15 protein-coding genes are annotated in these 16,287 nt (G+C 71.5%); 10 read left to right on the top strand and 5 right to left on the bottom strand.

Features of this window, described 5'->3' with window-relative positions; translation table 11 throughout:
• Positions 1–104 precede the first annotated feature (104 nt).
• The 7 genes from E0L17_RS02805 (at position 105) to E0L17_RS02775 (ending at position 5,196) form a co-directional block, all read left to right on the top strand.
• Positions 105–1,142, top strand: coding sequence for an ABC transporter substrate-binding protein (locus E0L17_RS02805; protein ID WP_167929754.1), 1,038 nt, complete (start codon positions 105–107; stop codon positions 1,140–1,142).
• Positions 1,143–1,148: 6 nt separating this feature from the next.
• Positions 1,149–1,940: an ABC transporter permease gene (locus E0L17_RS02800; RefSeq protein ID WP_167929753.1), complete on the top strand. Its 792-nt coding sequence runs from the start codon at positions 1,149–1,151 to the stop codon at positions 1,938–1,940.
• Positions 1,937–2,554: an ATP-binding cassette domain-containing protein gene (locus E0L17_RS02795; RefSeq protein ID WP_206108973.1), complete on the top strand. Its 618-nt coding sequence runs from the start codon at positions 1,937–1,939 to the stop codon at positions 2,552–2,554. Before E0L17_RS02800 ends, E0L17_RS02795 begins: the two co-directional genes overlap by 4 nt.
• Positions 2,555–2,684: 130 nt before the next feature.
• On the top strand, positions 2,685–3,188 hold the full coding sequence (locus E0L17_RS02790; protein ID WP_167929752.1) for a hypothetical protein: 504 nt from the start codon (positions 2,685–2,687) through the stop codon (positions 3,186–3,188).
• Between the two features lie 44 nt (positions 3,189–3,232).
• Entirely contained in the window at positions 3,233–3,688 is a 456-nt protein-coding gene (locus E0L17_RS02785) for a DUF5684 domain-containing protein (protein WP_167929751.1), read from the top strand.
• 136 nt (positions 3,689–3,824) lie between these two features.
• Positions 3,825–4,514, top strand: a complete 690-nt coding sequence (coaE, locus tag E0L17_RS02780) for a dephospho-CoA kinase (RefSeq protein ID WP_167929750.1) — start codon at positions 3,825–3,827, stop codon at positions 4,512–4,514.
• A gap of 136 nt (positions 4,515–4,650) precedes the next feature.
• A complete protein-coding gene (locus E0L17_RS02775) occupies positions 4,651–5,196 on the top strand; it encodes a lytic transglycosylase domain-containing protein (RefSeq protein ID WP_353652938.1) in 546 nt (181 codons plus the stop codon).
• 34 nt (positions 5,197–5,230) lie between these two features.
• Here E0L17_RS02775 and E0L17_RS02770 read toward each other — a convergent pair whose 3' ends face one another.
• Positions 5,231–7,576 carry a tetratricopeptide repeat protein gene (locus E0L17_RS02770; RefSeq protein WP_167929749.1) on the bottom strand — a complete coding sequence of 782 codons (2,346 nt, stop codon included), beginning with the start codon at positions 7,574–7,576 and terminating at the stop codon, positions 5,231–5,233.
• Positions 7,577–7,737: 161 nt separating this feature from the next.
• On the opposite strand from E0L17_RS02770, the gene uvrB reads away from it, so the two are divergent.
• The 3 genes from uvrB (at position 7,738) to E0L17_RS02755 (ending at position 11,601) form a co-directional block, all read left to right on the top strand.
• On the top strand, positions 7,738–9,972 hold the full coding sequence (gene uvrB, locus E0L17_RS02765) for an excinuclease ABC subunit UvrB (protein ID WP_167929748.1): 2,235 nt from the start codon (positions 7,738–7,740) through the stop codon (positions 9,970–9,972).
• A 131-nt stretch (positions 9,973–10,103) separates the two neighbouring features.
• Entirely contained in the window at positions 10,104–11,315 is a 1,212-nt protein-coding gene (locus E0L17_RS02760) for an Mbeg1-like protein (protein ID WP_167929747.1), read from the top strand.
• A 1-nt stretch (position 11,316) separates the two neighbouring features.
• Positions 11,317–11,601 (top strand): PTS sugar transporter subunit IIB, encoded by a 285-nt coding sequence (locus E0L17_RS02755; RefSeq protein ID WP_167929746.1) that lies wholly within the window; start codon positions 11,317–11,319, stop codon positions 11,599–11,601.
• Positions 11,602–11,610: 9 nt separating this feature from the next.
• Here E0L17_RS02755 and E0L17_RS02750 read toward each other — a convergent pair whose 3' ends face one another.
• The 4 genes from E0L17_RS02750 to E0L17_RS02735 all read right to left on the bottom strand — a co-directional run bounded on the left by E0L17_RS02750 (position 11,611) and on the right by E0L17_RS02735 (position 16,240).
• A complete protein-coding gene (locus E0L17_RS02750; protein WP_167929745.1) occupies positions 11,611–12,075 on the bottom strand; it encodes a GNAT family N-acetyltransferase in 465 nt (154 codons plus the stop codon).
• Between the two features lie 190 nt (positions 12,076–12,265).
• The gene (locus tag E0L17_RS02745; RefSeq protein WP_167929744.1) at positions 12,266–13,927 is read right to left on the bottom strand and encodes an NAD(P)/FAD-dependent oxidoreductase; all 1,662 of its coding nucleotides are present in this window, start codon (positions 13,925–13,927) and stop codon (positions 12,266–12,268) included.
• A 197-nt stretch (positions 13,928–14,124) separates the two neighbouring features.
• Entirely contained in the window at positions 14,125–15,357 is a 1,233-nt protein-coding gene (locus tag E0L17_RS02740; RefSeq protein WP_206108972.1) for an FAD-dependent oxidoreductase, read from the bottom strand.
• A 1-nt stretch (position 15,358) separates the two neighbouring features.
• Positions 15,359–16,240, bottom strand: coding sequence for an Mrp/NBP35 family ATP-binding protein (locus E0L17_RS02735; protein WP_167929743.1), 882 nt, complete (start codon positions 16,238–16,240; stop codon positions 15,359–15,361).
• Positions 16,241–16,287: the final 47 nt, after the last annotated feature.

Here is a 16,287-nt window from a genome sequence, read left to right as displayed (position 1 = left end):
GCTCGGCACGCCCGTCCTTCGTGCCGCTTGCCCAAAGGGACGCGCCCGCGGAACCTCCCCGTGCTATCGTTGCTTGGTGCAACCATGGAAGGGGAGGTTCTCTCATGCTCAACAGAAGGACGTTTCTGCAGGTCGCGGGTGCGGGCGCGATGACGCTCGCCCTGGCCGCGTGCGGCGGCGGGGCCCCGGCGGAAAGCGAGCCCGCGGCCGAGGAAGAGCCGCAGGAGCCCGCCGAGCCCGTCGCGGTGCGCGCCGTGGCCCTCAAGGGCCCCACGGCCATGGGGCTCGTGCGCTTCATGAGCGAGGCCGAGGCCGGCAACGCGGCCGACAACGACTACACGTTCCAGATCATGGCCTCGCCGGACGAGGTCACGCCGCTCATCGCCAAGGGCGAGGTGGACATCGCCGCCGTGCCCGCCAACCTGGCGGCCACGCTCTACAACAAGAACGACGGCGGCGTGCGCGCCATCGCCATCAACACCCTCGGCGTGCTCTACATCTGCGAGCTCGGCGACGCCGTCCACAGCGTGGAGGACCTGCGCGGCAAGACGATCCTCTCCTCGGGCAAGGGGTCCACGACCGAGTACGGCCTCGCGTACGTGCTCGAGAAGAACGGCCTTGCCGTGGGCGAGGACGTGACCATCGAGTGGAAGAGCGAGCACGCCGAGTGCGTGGCAGCGCTCGCCGCCTCCTCGGGAGACGCGGTGGCGCTGCTGCCGCAGCCCTTCGTCACCACGGCGCAGGCCCAGAACGACCAGATCCGCGTGGCGCTCGACCTCACCGAGGAGTGGGACCGCGTCCAGACCGGCGACGAGCGGAGCTCCATGGTCACGGGCGTGGCCATCGTGCGCTCCGAGTTCGCGGACGCCAACCCCGCGGCCGTGGACGCCTTCCTCGCGCACTACGCGGAGTCCGTCGACTTCGTGAACGAGAACGTGGACGAGGCCGCGGAGCTCGTGGGCTCCTACGACATCGTGCCCGCGCAGGTGGCCAAGAAGGCCATCCCCGAGTGCAACATCGTCTGTGTCACGGGGGAGGAGATGAAGGAGCGGCTCTCCGGCTACCTTCAGGTCCTCGCGGACCAGAACCCCGAGGCCGTGGGCGGCGCCGTCCCCGGCGACGACTTCTACTACGGCGCGTAGCGCCTGATGCGGGGCGAGAAGAACCTCGGGCCCCAGGGGGGCGGGCGGCTCCGCGCGTGGGCCGCCCGCCTCGCCGCGGTGGCCTTCTGGCTCGTGGCCTGGGAGCTCGCGGCGCGCGCCATCGACCTCAAGATCATCCTCGTGGGCCCCTCGCAGGTCCTCGCCCGCCTCGCCGAGCTCGTGGCGACGGGGGAGTTCTGGGCGTCGGTGGCGCTCTCCTTCGGGCGGATCGCCCTCGGCTTTCTGGCGGCGCTCGCCCTCGGCGTGGCGCTCGCCGCGCTCGCGAGCCGCTGGCGCGCCGTGCGCGAGCTCGTCGCCCCCGTGATGGGCGCCGTGAAGGCGGTGCCGGTGGCGTCCTTCGTCATCCTCGTGCTGCTCTGGGTCTCCTCGCGCGAGCTCTCCGTCGTGATCGCCTTCCTCATGGCGCTGCCGGTCGCCTACACCAACGTGCTCGAGGGCATCGAGCAGACGGACCACGACCTCGTCGAGATGGCCGAGGTCTTTGGCATCCGCGGCTGGGAGCGCGTGCGGCTCGTCTACGCCCCGCAGGTGCTGCCGTACGTGCGCGCCGCCATCTCGCTCGGGCTCGGGCTCTCGTGGAAGGCGGGCATCGCGGCCGAGGTCATCGGCCTTCCGGACTTCACCATCGGCGAGCACCTCTACGACGCCAAGGTCTATCTCGACACGCCGAGCCTCTTCGCGTGGACCGTCGCCATCGTGGCGCTCTCCGCGCTCGTGGAGTGGGCCGTCGTCCGCGGGATGGCCGCGGCGCAGGCGCGCTGGGAGGCGAGGCCATGACGGGCGGGTTCGCATTGCGCGGCGTCACCAAGGCGTACGGCGAGCTGGGCGTCCTCTCGGGCGTCATGGCGGAGTTCGCGCCCGCCCGGGCGCACGTGCTCATGGGGCCATCGGGAGCGGGCAAGACCACGCTCCTGCGCCTCCTGATGGGGCTCGCGGAGCCGGACGCGGGCGCCGTGGAGCGGCCGGCGGGAGCGCGCCTTGCCGCCACGTTCCAGGAGGACCGGCTGCTGGACAGCCTCACGGCCACGGCGAACGTCCGCGCGCCGCACGGCAGGATGCGCGGTGCCGAGCTCGAGGCGTTTCTCGCCCGGGAGCGCGCGGCGCTTGAGGCGGTGGGCCTGCCCGCGGACGCGCGTCCCGTGCGCGAGCTCTCCGGCGGGCAGCGCCGGCGCGTGGCCATCCTGCGCTGCGCGCTCGCGGACGCCGACGCGCTCTTCTTCGACGAGCCGCTCAAGGGCATGGACGACGCGACGGTTGCGCGCGTGATGGCGTTCCTGCTGCCGGAGATGGCCGGCCGCACCGTCTTCTGGGTCACGCACGACGAGCGCGAGCTCGCGTGGTTCCCGCGCGCGGAGCTGTGGCGCGTGGCGGGCGGCGCCGTGCGCCGATGAGGCGAGTGCCCTCGTCTGCCGAGAAAAGCGCGCCGCTCGGTTCCGCGCGCGCCGCCCTCCCGGCCTTGCCGGTCAGATTGGGCATAAAAGGTAGTAATTGTATGGGCGGTGCTCGGCGAGGGGGGATGCCATGCTGTTCTCGTCTGCCATGGAGGAGGCGTCGGGGAAGCACTACGAGGTGCGCTTCTCCACGATGCAGCGTTGGGCGGTCGCCAGCATCGTCCTTCTGGTCCTGACGGTGGTGTATCTCGCGTGCGAGGTGGCCGTGTCCGTCCTGGGCGCCCTCGCGCCCGAACCCTCGGGAATCATGTGGGGAGGCGAACTCGTCTCAGGCGAGGCCCTTCGTACCCTCCGCCTCTTCGTGGTCGTGACGCTGTGCTGCGCCCTGGAGGTGTGTCAGGTCATGGTGCGCTCGCGCCTGCTCTGGGAGCGAGACGAGAAGGACGCGGCGCTGGGAATGGCCAGGCGGCATCGCAATTGCGGCCTGGCGCTCGTTGCCCTCGGCGCGGCGCTCATGGCGGCCGGCCTCGCGCTGGGGTGCGTGGGCACGCTCGTGCTCTCTGGCGTTCTGGGAATCGTGTGTGGGGTCGTCATCGCGCTGGCGGCGACGCTTGCCAGGAGGGGCCCGGCATAACCGATGCGCCCATACCTGTGATTGCGCGTACGTGAGGAGGGGCCATGGACACCGCGCTCATCGCCTTGCTGCTCGGCTGGACGTTCTTTGCCCCGATCGTGCTCGTCCTGCTCGTCATCTGCGTCGTCATGGGCAAGTGGATGACGCTCGGCAAGATGGGGCGGCCGGGTTGGGCGGCGCTCATCCCGTTCTATGCGGACTGGCAGATCTGCATGGGGGCGTCGGGAGACCGTGCGCTCGGCGTCTGCGTGGTCGCCCTCGAGATCCTGAACGTCATCGCGCAGAACTGGCTGCCAGACTCGTTCGTCTGGCTTGAGGCGCTGGTCGGCGTGGCGGCGTTCGCGGCGGGCTGCGTGCTCGCCTACCGGGTCTCGGGAGCCTTCGGGCGGGGCATGGGGCTCACCGTCGCCCTCGTGCTCATTCCCTCGATCGCGTACCTCGTCATCGGCCTCGGGAGCGCCGAGTATCGCGGCCCGGCGGGCCCTTCGACCGAGGCGTGACGGCCGCGCCGGGACCTGACAGGGGGACAGGTTCCGGCACCCTCTGGAGATGGGCGGGTTTTTCTCGTTGGCGGGCCATGCGCAAGCGCGCGCATGCGAAGATATCCCTCGATCAATCGCCGACGGAGGGGGACGCATGCACGTCATCTATCTGGCCGGGGGCATCGCCTCGGGCAAGTCGACCATAGCCCGCACCATGCGCGAGTGCGGGGCCACGCTCATCGACCTCGACGACCTCTCGAGGCAGGCGCTCGCCCCCGGGTCGCGCATCCTGCCGGACATCCGCCGCGAGTTCGGGGACGACGTCGTGCGCCCGGACGGCACCGTGAACCGCCGCCTGCTCGCGGCGCGCGCCTTCTCGAGCATGGAGCGCTCGGTCACGCTCGAGGAGATCGAGCTGCCGCTCATCGACGAGCTGCTGCGCGCCCGCATCGCCGAGCTGCGTGCGGAGGAGGACGCCGCGCGCGCCGAGGCCGAGAAGAACGGCGAGCCCGCGCCCGCCGAGCGCGTCGTGGTGGTGGAGGTCCCGCTGCTCGACCGCATGCGCGGCTCCTTCGACCTGGCGGACGAGATCGTGTGCGTGGTCTGCCCGCTGAACGCCCGCCGCGTCCGCGCCATCCAGCGCGGCATGGACCGCGGGGACTTCGAGCGCAGGCGCGACCAGCAGCCGAGCGAGGCGTACCTGCGCGCCCACAGCTCGCACGTCTTCAACAACATCCGCACGGCGGACGTGATGGCCCAGGAGGTCCGCGACTGGTGGAAGACCCGCGAGGAGGCCGGCTGGGCGCCCGTCGCCAAGGGAGCCGGGCATGAGGCGCGGGCCTAGACCGACGCCGAGAAGGGCATCGAGCAGCACGTCCCGGAGTCACGCGGCCCCAACGCCGCGACCCACGCGGAGGCAGGCTGCGAAGCCGCCCTCCCGAGCTCGCCGGGCGCGCGCGGGCGTCTCCCGCCGCACGGTCGTGTTCGGCGTCGTCCTCGTGGCGATGGCGACGCTGCTCGTGATGGCGGCCGTCCCCACCTCGCCGCTGCGCCGCCTCTTCCTGGGGACCCACTATCCCGAGGCGGTGAAGGTCGCCGCCGAGGACTACGGCCTCGACCCGGCGCTCGTCTGCGCGGTCATCAAGTGCGAGTCAAACTGGGACGAGGACGTGGTGTCCCACGCGGGGGCCGTGGGGCTCATGCAGGTCATGCCCGACACGGCCGCCCACCTCGCCGAGATGGGGCTCGTCGACGCGGACGCGTACAGCCCGACGGACCTCTCCGACCCGCTCGTGAACATCGAGTACGGCTGCGCGTACCTCGCGTACCTGCACGAGAGCCTCTCCACCACGGAGGAGATCGTCGCGGCGTACAACGCCGGCCTCGGCGCCGTCCAGGGGTGGCTCGCGGACGGCGGGAGCATCCCGGAGGACATCGAGTACGCGGAGACGCGCGCCTACGTCGAGCGCGTCATGAGCGCGTACGAGGGGTATCGGGAGAGCTATCCGGACGGCATCGCGGGGTAGCCTCGCCCCGCCGCCCTCACGTCCCTCTCGACCCCTAGGGCCGCATGAGCGAGCGGTGCACGCCGACGAGGGCGTCGTCTCGGCAGAGCTCGAGAAGCGCCCCCGTGAGCGGCCGCGCCACCGAGAAGATCCCCGCGTCAGCGCAGGCGGCCACGGCGTCGCGCAGCTCCACGCGCAGGGCCCCGACCGGCCCGGCAGGAAGGCCTCCCTCCTCGAGCGCGGGGACGACCCGCTCGTCGTCGAGGAGGGCGAGCCTGGGGCCCTCCGCCTCGATGAGGTCGCGCAGCTCCTGGCGCGCCTGGCCGGCGATCTCCCCGTGGAGGTCGATCGCGCGCTGGTAGCACGCCACCGAGAGGTCGCCCCTGCCCAGCTTCCACTCCATGAAGGCGAGCCGATAGAAGCAGATGGACATGTCCCGCGCCGTGGCCGAGTAGGCGATGGCATCGCTCAGCAGGTCGGCGGCCTCGAAGATGCGCGTCTGCTCCTCGAGGCAGCGCACCTTGCAGAGCGCGGCGTCGGGCGTCGCGGGGGCGATGCGCATGAGCTCATCCGCGTGCGCGAGCGCCTCGTCGTGACGACCGAGCATGCCGAGGATGCGCGCCGCGTCCGAGTGGGCGGCGTAGTACTCGTCCGGGACGAGTCGGACCCTGCGACCCCCGTCGTCGGCGGTGCGGTTGTAGTGGACGCGCTCGGCGACGGAGTTGAAGTAGCGGTAGACCGAGTCGTTGTCGTCCAGGTAGATCCCCATCTCGGTGATGGGGGAGAGGGCGCCCTCGAGCCGCTCGAGGACGGCGGAGAGCTCCTCGCGGGTCGGGGAGTCGGCGCCGATCGCCCGGCGCGCCCCTCGGGTCGCGTCCGCGAGCGGGCCGCCGTCCACGAAGGCAAGGGCGAGGCCGCGGCGGTCGGAGACGTCCATCGCGCCCTCGACGAGCGCCTTCGTCGCGCGCTCGCACGCCTCGGCCACGGTGACGTCGTCGGTCTCGTCCCGCAGGGCGACGAGGCGCGAGACCGCCGTCGCCGTGGTGTCGCCGAGCTCGTGCACCACGCGGTTCCAGGCGCTCGCGCGGCCGGCCTTCTCCATGATGCCGAGGTCGCTCACCCGCCGAGCTCCGCAGGCGCGCGCGACGGGGGCGGGGGCGGGGGAGTCGTCGAGCTCGACCTCCCGGTAGCGCCCCTTGGGGAACACCTCCTCGTCCCCGAGGGTCAGGTGCGGCGTCACGGGGGAGAGCCATCCGGAGCCCGAGCTCGCGGCGCTGAGGCCCGGGACGTCCGCAAGGTCCCCCTCGGCGGAGCGCCCCTCGCGCGCCAGCGCGGCGAGAAGGTCGAGCGCGTCGTGCGTCAGGTCGAGCGAGAGCAGCGTCTCCTCGTGTCCGAACTCGTGGCAGTTGACGACCGCGCGGGAGCCCGCGGGCAGGGAGGCGAGCGCCATGCGCCCCACGAGGACGGCGAGCCTGAGGGCGTAGGCGCGCGCCAGCGCCGCCCGACGGACGCCGTCGTCCGAGAAGGGTGCGAAGCACGCGGGCCTCGGCACGGCCACGTCCGCCACCACGAGCCGACGTGCTACGTTGCACTGGAAGGAGGCCTCGATGCGGAACGGGGCGGGCAGGTTCTCGATGCGGTCCGCGAGGGCGAGCCGGCTCGCCCACTCGCCCCCTGCGACGGCCCCCTCGGAGAGAAACGCCATGGCGGGCGCCTCGTCGTGCTGAACGGGCCGGAGGTCCGCCACGCGCGCGAGGACCCTCGCGACGCGCCACTCGGGCGTCATGCCCTCGGGCCAGCCGCCGCGCTCGAGGTCCTCGTTCACGTTGAGGGAGGCCTCGACCGAGAGCAGGCGGTCGCGACCCTCCTCCGAGAGCTCCCCCTCGCGCGGCGTGAGCCACCAGCGGCCGTCGCGCCTCAGCTTGGTGGCGCCGACGGCGGGCGCGCCCTCCCATGACATGAGGCCCGCGCGCTCGAGCAGCTCGGGCAAGACCTCGGAGCCCGCGCGGCCGCGGCCGTGCGCCACGAGGTCGCGCAGCGCCGCCAGCGCGTCGTCCGCGTGGAGGAGCAGGCCGTCGAGCTCCGCCCTCGTCTCGCTCCGGGGCAGGGGGGACGCGTCCCTCTCGTTGCCTTCGTCGTCAGGCGCGGCCACGGGCGCGGGCGGCCTGACCCCGAGGTCCTTCTCGGTGCGGCGCCTCCGGCGCTCCACGGCCAGGTAGGCGGCGAGGACCGCGATTCCGAACGCCCCGCCGCCCAGGCGAGCCGCCATGCGCGTGCCGTTGGGGCCTCCTTCGGCCGCGAGCAGGCAGAGCGCCACCACGGCGACGGCGACGAGCGTTATGGCGAGAGTCCGCCGCGCGCCTCGTCCCCTCGTATCGTCCCTCTGCCCGTTCTGTGGCATGCGCCCTCCTCTCGCGGCTCTTCCGTTCCATCGTATCCCGTTCCCGCGCGGAGCCCCGCCGTGGGATTCGAGAACTCTACCCCAAAAAGAAAATGAGAACAAGTGTTTGGAGAAGGAGTTCTGGGGTACACTGTCTGAAGGTCAGCTGGGAAGGGGGAGGCATGGCACAGGACGGTCCCGAGCGCTTCGGCGGGGAGCTCGTGAGGTTTGGCAGGGAGTCCGGCGGCGAGGCGCTCACCGTGGTCTCCGAGTTCGAGCCGGCGGGCGACCAGCCGCAGGCGATAGAGAAGCTCGCCGACGGCGTGGAGCGGGGCCTGCGCTACCAGACGCTCATGGGCGTCACGGGCTCGGGCAAGACCTTCACCATGGCCAAGACCATCGAGCGGCTCAACCGCCCCACCCTCATCATGGAGCCCAACAAGACCCTCGCCGCCCAGGTGGCGAGCGAGATGAAGGAGCTCTTCCCCAACAACGCCGTCGTGTACTTCGTCTCGTACTACGACTACTACCAGCCCGAGGCGTACGTCCCGCAGACGGACACCTACATCGAGAAGGACGCCTCGATCAACGAGGAGGTCGAGAAGCTCCGCCACCAGGCGACCTCGAGCCTGCTCTCCCGGCGCGACGTCATCGTGGTCGCGTCCGTGAGCTGCATCTACGGCATCGGCAGCCCGCAGGACTACGCGGGGCTCGCCCCCAACGTGAGCAAGGACGAGCCCCTGGAGCGCGACGACCTCATCCGGGCCCTCATCGACATCCAGTATGACCGCAACGACTACGACCTCTCGCGCGGCACCTTCCGCGTGCGCGGGGACACCGTGGACGTGTTCCCGCCCTATGCGGAGAACCCGCTGCGCATCTCGTTCTTCGGCGACGAGGTGGAGCTCATCGCCGAGGTGGACAACCTGTCGGGGGAGATCGTCCGCGAGTACGACGCCATCCCCATCTGGCCGGCCTCCCACTACGTGACCGAGCGCCCCAAGATCACGCACGCCCTCGAGACCATAAGCGAGGAGCTCGAGGCGCGCGTGGCCGAGCTCAAGGCCAACGACATGCTGCTCGAGGCCCAGCGCCTCGCCCAGCGCACGGGCTATGACCTCGAGATGCTCGAGACCATGGGCTACTGCAACGGCATCGAGAACTACTCTCGGCACCTGGACGGGCGCAAGCCCGGTGAGCCGCCCTTTACGCTCATCGACTACTTCCCCAAGGACATGCTCTGCATCATCGACGAGTCCCACGTCACGGTGCCCCAGATCCGCGGCATGCACGAGGGCGACCGCTCGCGCAAGGTCACGCTCGTCGACCACGGCTTCCGCCTGCCGTCGGCGCTCGACAACCGCCCGCTTCGCTTCGACGAGTTCGAGGAGCGCGTGCCGCAGTTCATCTACGTCTCCGCCACGCCCGGGGACTACGAGGAGTCCGTGACCCAGCAGGAGGTCGAGCAGATCATCCGCCCCACGGGCCTTCTCGACCCCAAGATCGACGTGCGCCCCGTGCGCGGGCAGATCGACGATCTCATCGCGGAGATCAAGGCGCGCGTGGCAAAGAAGGAGCGCGTGCTCGTGACCACGCTCACCAAGCGCATGGCCGAGGACCTCACCGATCACCTCCTCGACGAGGGGGTCCGCGTGAACTACATGCACTCGGACACCGCCACGCTCGACCGCGTGGAGATCATCCGCGACCTGCGCGTGGGCAAGATCGACGTGCTCGTGGGCATCAACCTCCTGCGCGAGGGCCTCGACATCCCCGAGGTATCGCTCGTGGCGATCCTGGACGCGGACAAGGAGGGGTTCCTCCGCAACCGGCGCTCCCTCATCCAGACGATGGGCCGCGCGGCGAGAAACGCCCAGGGCGAGGTCATCATGTACGCCGACACCATCACGGACTCCATGCGGGAGGCCATCGGAGAGACCCGGCGCCGCCGCCAGATCCAGGAGGCCTTCAACGAGGAGCACGGCATCGTGCCGCGCACGGTCAAGAAGTCCATCACCGACGTCTCGTCGTTCATCTCGGAGGCGGAGGCCACGCTCGAGGGCAAGACGCGTGACCGTCACGGCACCGGCAGCCACGGCGCCTTCGAGACGCTCTCGGACGCCCCTGCCGCCGAGTCGGCCGACGACGGGTCGACGGCCGACTCCATAGCCGCGGAGCTCGCGCTGCTCTCGGAGCACGAGGTCACCGACGTCCTCGACGCGCTCGAGGAGGAGATGGCCGTGGCCTCCGAGGCCATGGACTTCGAGACGGCCGCCCGCATCCGCGACCAGATCGTCGCCATCCGCACGCGCGTGGAGGGAAGCTCCGCCGACGCCGTCATCGCCCGGCTCAAGTCCGGTGCGCGCAAGGGCTCGGCCCACGCCACGCGCCGCCGCTACCGCCCGCACAAGAAGTGACAATGCGGAGGGGACCGTGCAAGGGGACCGTGCAAAGGGGACAGTCACTTTTGCACGGCATCGTGCAAAAGTGACTGTCCCCTTTGCACGGCTGCCCCTTTGCACGGCTCCGCACATGAGGGAGTGATTCGATGGCATCGGTTTTCTCGCCGGACGAAAAGAACGTCTTCGGGTACCTCGCGCGCGAGTTCGAGACGCTTGACGAGCGCCCGCTCGGCGACGTGGACAGCCTGGCGCTCGCATGCGCCTCGTACTACCGCCTCCCGCCCGAGGCCGCGTCGGCCCGGGGCGCCGAGGGCATGCCGGTGACCGACCTGCTCCGCGCCGACTGGGTCTCCGGGATGACGGCGGGCCTCTGGGACCCGGAGGGTCTCTCGCGCCTGCTCGTCTGCATGGCGGCGAGCCCTCGCCTGCGCGGGGTCCGCGTCTGCCACTACGTCGAGGACTTCGACGAGGCTGCGGAGAAGCAGTTCTCCGCCTGCACGCTGCTCCTCCCCTCGGGCGGCGCCTACGTCTCCTTCCGGGGAACCGACAACACGCTGGTGGGCTGGCGAGAGGACTTCAACATGGCCTTCGAGACCGGCGTGCCCTCGCAGCTCGCCGCGACGGCCTATCTCGAGCGCGTCGCGGGCCTGGTGGAGGGCCCTCTCTACGTGGGTGGGCACTCCAAGGGAGGCAACCTCGCGGTCTACGCGTCCTGTACCTGCTCGGACGCGGTCGCCTCGCGGCTCGTGCGCGTCTACTCCCATGACGGGCCGGGGTTTACCGCGGAGACGCTCGCCTCCGATGGCTGGCGCACCCGCGCGGGCCTCGTGTCGAAGACGGTGCCGCGCTCCTCGCTCATCGGCATGCTCTTCGAGCAGCAGGAGGACTATGCCGTCGTCGACTCCTCGGTCGCGGGGGTCTCGCAGCACGACCCGTTCTCGTGGGTCGTCGAGGGCTCGGACTTCGTGCGCCTCGAGGGGCTCGGGCGTGGCGCGGGCTTCGTTGACGGAACGCTCAACGAGTGGATATCGAGCATGACGCACGAGGAGCGGGAGGGCTTCGTCGACACGCTCTTCTCGGTGCTCTCCGCGGGCGGGGAGGACACGTTCGCGGCCCTGAGCGGCAACTGGCAGACCTCGGTCCCGGCGATGCTTCGCGAGCTCAGCGGCCTCGAGCCCGATCGGCGCGACCTCATCATGCGGGCGCTCGCGCTGCTGTTCCGCGCCGCCATCCCCGACTTCGAGCTCCCGCAGCTTCCCCAGATGCCCGACTTCTCGATGCCGCAGTTCCCCGACCTCGACTCCCTGCTCGCGGGTAGAATGGACGGGGGAGAGGAGCCCGAGGAAGCGGAGGTCTGACATGACGGCGAAGATCGTGGTGGCGTGTGGCTCGGGCGTTGCGACCTCCGAGATGGTCGCGGCCAAGATCAGGCGCCTTCTCGCGGACGAGGGCGTGGACGCCGAGGTCGTGGCCGTGGACATCGTCCATGCGGAGGCGGCCCTCGCCGGGGCCGACGCGTTCGTGCCCGTGGTCAAGCCGGAGCGCGAGTACGACGTCCCCACCGTGAGCGGCGTCGCCTTCCTCACGGGCATGAACCAGGAGAAGGAGCTCGCCCGTCTCCTGGAGATCGTGCGCGGGCGGTAGCCCCGAGCGCTACCTCGCGAGGAGCATCTCGGCCTCTCTGAGCGCCCCGTCGGCGAACGTGCGGCCCGTGAGCGAGAAGCCCATATGCTCGTAGAACCCGATGGCCCGCGCGTTGTCCTCGAGGACGATCAGCGCGACCTCAGCATGCGGACAGCGATCGAGTGCGGCCTCCATGAGCGCGCGCCCAACGCCTCGTCCCTGGTGGGATCTCAGCAGGTAGATCGATGAGACCTCGGAGGCGCCAGGCCGACCCGCCCAGGCGCGCGCCTCGGGCTCCCAGCTCGCAAACCCCACGGGCCTGCCGCCGTCGCAGGCAAGCAGGACACGCTCCCAACCGATGCGTCGCTGACGCGCGAGGATTCCCTCGTAGGTGATGTTCTCCCGCAGCCACGCGGCGGGCAGCATCCCCGCATACGCCTCGTTCCAGCACGCAACGTGCAGCCGCGCCTTCTCCTCGAGGTCCCCCTCCGTCATAGGACGAATTTCAATCGAGTTCACCCCACGCCTCCTAATCCCGGCGGCAGCCGCCACCACCGAAGGATACGCCGTCTCGAGAAGACCGTGGCGACAGCCTCCGTGCCGCGGCCCGCGCCGCCCCGAGGTCCTTCTCGCGCGACTTCTGCGCAGCAGTGAGCAGCGAGAAGGACCTCGGGGCGGCGCGGGCCTACCGCGCAGAGAGTGTCGCCACGGTCTTCTCGGCGGCGAGGATGCCGTCGGTGGCGGCGCTCATGATGCCGCCCGCGTAGCCCGCGCCCTCGCCGACGGGCCAGAGGCCGCGCACGCCCACGCTCTGCCCGTCGTCCCCGCGCGTGACGCGCACGGGCGAGCTCGAGCGCGTCTCCACCCCCGTGAGCACGGCGTCGGCCGCATCGAAGCCGCGGAGCCTGCGCCCCAGCACGGGAATCGCCGCGCGCAGCGTCTCCGCGACGTAGCCCGGCAGGCACGTCCCCACCTCGCCCCAGGCCACGCCGCGCGGGTACGTGGGCGCGACGCGCCCGCCCGCCGAGGACGGCGTGCCGGCGAGGAAGTCTCCCACGAGCTGGGCGGGCGCCGTGAATCCGCCGCCGCCCGCCGCGAAGGCCGCGCGCTCGCAGGCGCGCTGGAGCGCCACGCCGGCGAGCACGTCGTCTCCGGGGAGGTCCTCCGGGAAGACGTTGGCGAGAAGCCCCGAGTTGGCGTTGGCGCCGGCGCGGTCCGAGAGGCTCATGCCGTTGGTGCAGACGCCACCGGGCTCGCTCGCTGCGGAGACCACGTAGCCGCCGGGGCACATGCAGAAGGAGAAGGCGCTCCGCCCGGAGGGGAGGTGACAGGAGAGCTTGTAGGGGGCGGCGCCGAGGGCGGGATGCCCCGCGGCGGCTCCGTAGAGCGCGCGGTCGATGTCCGCCTGGAGGTGCTCGATGCGCACGCCCATGGCGAAGGTCTTGCGCTCCATGGGCACGCCGCGCTCGCGCAGGAGCTCGAAGACGTCGCGCGCGGAGTGCCCGCAGGCGAGGACGACGCAGCTCGCGGCCACTCGCTCCTCGCGCCCGGTGCCGTCCGCGCCCGTGGGCACGAGCGTCACGGAGCGGACCTCGCCGCCTGCGACCTCGAGGTCCGTCATGCGGCAGCGACAGCGGACCTCGCCGCCCGCCTCCTCGATCTGCCTCACGATCTCGCTCACCACGGAGGGAAGGACGTCGCTTCCCACATGGGGCTTGGCGTCCCAGAGGATTTCCGGCCGGGCGCCGGCCGAGACGAAGGTCTCGAGGATGAGGCGGTGCGCCGCGCTTCTGGTGCCGGTGTTGAGCTTGCCGTCGGAGAAGGTTCCCGCGCCGCCAACGCCGAACTGGATGTTGCTCTCGGGGTCGAGCTCGCCGGTCTCGTCATGGCGGCGCACGGCCTCGGTGCGGCGGGCGGCGTCGTCGCCGCGCTCGACGAGCAGCGGCTCGAGTCCCGCGCGGGCGAGCGAGAGCGCGCAGAAGAGCCCCGCACATCCTGCCCCCACGACCACCGGCCGCGCCGTCGGGCGCGTGACGGGGGCGGGAAAGCCGTAGGGCTCCTCGTCCACGAGGCGCACGCCCTTGTCGGCGCGCTTCTTTGAGAGGCGGGCGAGCAGGGCGCGCTCCGCGCCCGCGCCGCCCGCGAGCTCGGCGCGCAGCGTGAACGTGAGCTGGACGTCCCCCCGCTTTCGGGCGTCGATGGAGCGCCGGCGCCGCTCGACGGGGCCGAGGTCTTCCTCGCTCACGCGGAGCCTGCGCGCGAGCGCGCGGCGGCATGCGGCGAGCTCGCGGCCGTCAGTGCCGTCGAACGTCGAGAGCGGTATGCGGATTCCGGAGACCTCAAGCATGGGCGTCCCTTCGAGCGCGGTGCCCGCCGACCGCGGGCATTCAGCCGATTGTAGGTGTTTTTTCGACGGGGCCTCAAGTACTACCTATTCGGAGACATTTAGCTACCTGCGGATTTGTCACGGAAAGGACGCCACTACCCGAGGGGGTCCGTGAAAAGCACCGACAATCGTCACGAGGGGCGTGGGTCCTGGGGGCGTCAGGCGCGGCGCCCAGCGGACTTCGCCGCGGCACGACCGGCCACGAGCCCGCTCTTCCACGCCCAGGCGAGGTTGTAGCCGCCGCAGGCGCCGTCCACGTCGAGCGCCTCGCCACACGCGAAGAGGCCGGGCAGCGCGCGTGCCTCGAGCGTGGCGGGGTCAAACTGGCGGGTGGCGAGCCCGCCGCGCGTCACCTGCGCGCGCTCGGGCTCGGCCGGGCCGCGCACGGCAAAGCGGAGGTCGCGCACCCGCTCGACGTCGTCTCCCAGCGCGCGGGCGATGACGGGGTCGACGAGCCCCGTGCAGCCTCCGGCCGCGTGCGCGAGTCGCCGCGTGCTGCCCGGGTCCATGCCGCAGGTGAGGTCGAGCGAGATGACGTCGCCCGCCCGCGCCGCGCGCGAGAGGTCGAAGGTCACGATCCCCGAGAGGCCGTACGGACGGAAGAGCGCCTCGCCCTCCTCGCGCGCCACCTCCGCGCCGTCACGCAACAGCCGTGCGGTCACGTGCGCGCGCCTGCCGTCGAGCTCCGCGAGCGAGACGCCCGCCCCTGCGGGCTCGCATGCGAGCGAGCAGAGCACGGGCTCGAAGGGAGCGAGCCCAAGGCCAAGGGGGCCGAGAGAGCGCGCGAGCGTGGGGCCGCCGCCGACGGAGAGCACCGCGCACGAGGACATAACCTGACATTTTCCGCCCATTTTGGGGTCGTTTTGGCAGGTTATGCGACAGCGCGTCCCGTCCATCGACACGCCCGTGACCTCGCGGGCGGGCGCAAGGACCACACCGGCACGCCGCGCCCGGGCAAGGAGGACCTCGCGCACGGAGGCCGCCTGCCGGGAGAGCGGGTAGAGCCTCCCGCCCTCCTCCTCGGCCCAGGCGAGGCCGCAGCCCTCGAAGAACGCGAGGACGTCGTCGCCGAAGCCCGGCCCCGAGACCGCCTCGACGAAGGCGGGGTCGTTGTAGCGCCCCCACGCCGGGGCGGGACCGCAGAGCCGCGCGTTCATGAAGTTGCAGCGCCCGTTCCCGGTGGCGAGGATCGTGCGCCCGCAGGCGACGTCGCGCTCGAGCACCACGACGGACGCGCCCGCCTCCGCCGCCGCGATGGCGGCCGCGAGCCCGGAGGCCCCGCCGCCGACCACGACCACGTCGTAGGCGTCCGCGACGCGCACGGCCGCCGCGGCTGCGAGCGCCTCCTCGCGCGCCCGGGACCGCGGGACCCTTCTCGCCTGGCGCGCCAAGCTACGCGCCCTGGGGACGGTCGCGCAGGGCGTCCACGAACTCGGCCACGCTGACCACGGTGTCCACGGCCTCGGAGAGCGTGCCCGCGGGGAGCTCGTCCTCGAAGGTGCCGGCGTCGCACGCCGCGGCGATTTTCGGGTCGATGGGCAGCTGGCCCAGGGCCTCGATCTCGAAGGCCTCGGCGGTCTCCTTGAGGCGCGAGGGCCCGAAGGGGTAGATCTTCTCGCCGCATCCCGGGCACTCGACGTAGGCCATGTTCTCCACGAGGCCGAGTACGGGGACCTGCATCATGTTCGCCATGTTGACGGCCTTGCCAACGACCATCTGGACGAGGTCCTGCGGCGAGCTCACGATCACGATGCCGTCCACCGGCAGCGACTGGAAGACGGTGAGGGGCACGTCGCCCGTCCCCGGGGGCATGTCCACGAGCAGGTAGTCGAGCTCGCCCCAGGCGCAGTCCTCCCAGAACTGCTTGATGGCGCCGGCCACCACGGGGCCGCGCCAGATGACCGGGTCGGTTTCGTGCTCGAGCACGAGGTTGGCGCTCATGACCTTGATGCCGCCCTTGGTGAGGACCGGGACGATGAGCTCGTCCACGCCGCGCGCCCGCGCGCCGGAGAGCCCGAGCATCTTGGGGATGGAGGGGCCGGTGACGTCCGCGTCCAGGATGCCGACCCTGGCGCCGCGCCGCGCGAGCTCGACGGCGAGCGTGCCGCAGACGAGCGACTTGCCCACGCCGCCCTTGCCCGAGACCACGCCGATCACGTGGCGCACGTTCGAGTAGTCGTTCTGCTTGAAGAACTCCGGGCCCTGGGGCTGCTTCTGGCCGTGCAGCACCTCGTCGACCTCCTGGCGGAGCCGCTCCTGATCGCTCTGTTCCATGGGATTCCTCTCCTCGGCGCCGCTCGGCGGCGCGTGTTTGCGACGTC

This window comes from Olsenella sp. SW781 (assembly GCF_012027725.1).
Taxonomy (GTDB): Bacteria; Actinomycetota; Coriobacteriia; order Coriobacteriales; family Atopobiaceae; genus Thermophilibacter.
Note: the sequence above shows the minus strand (reverse complement) of the source record. Positions and strands in the feature narration are given on the sequence as shown.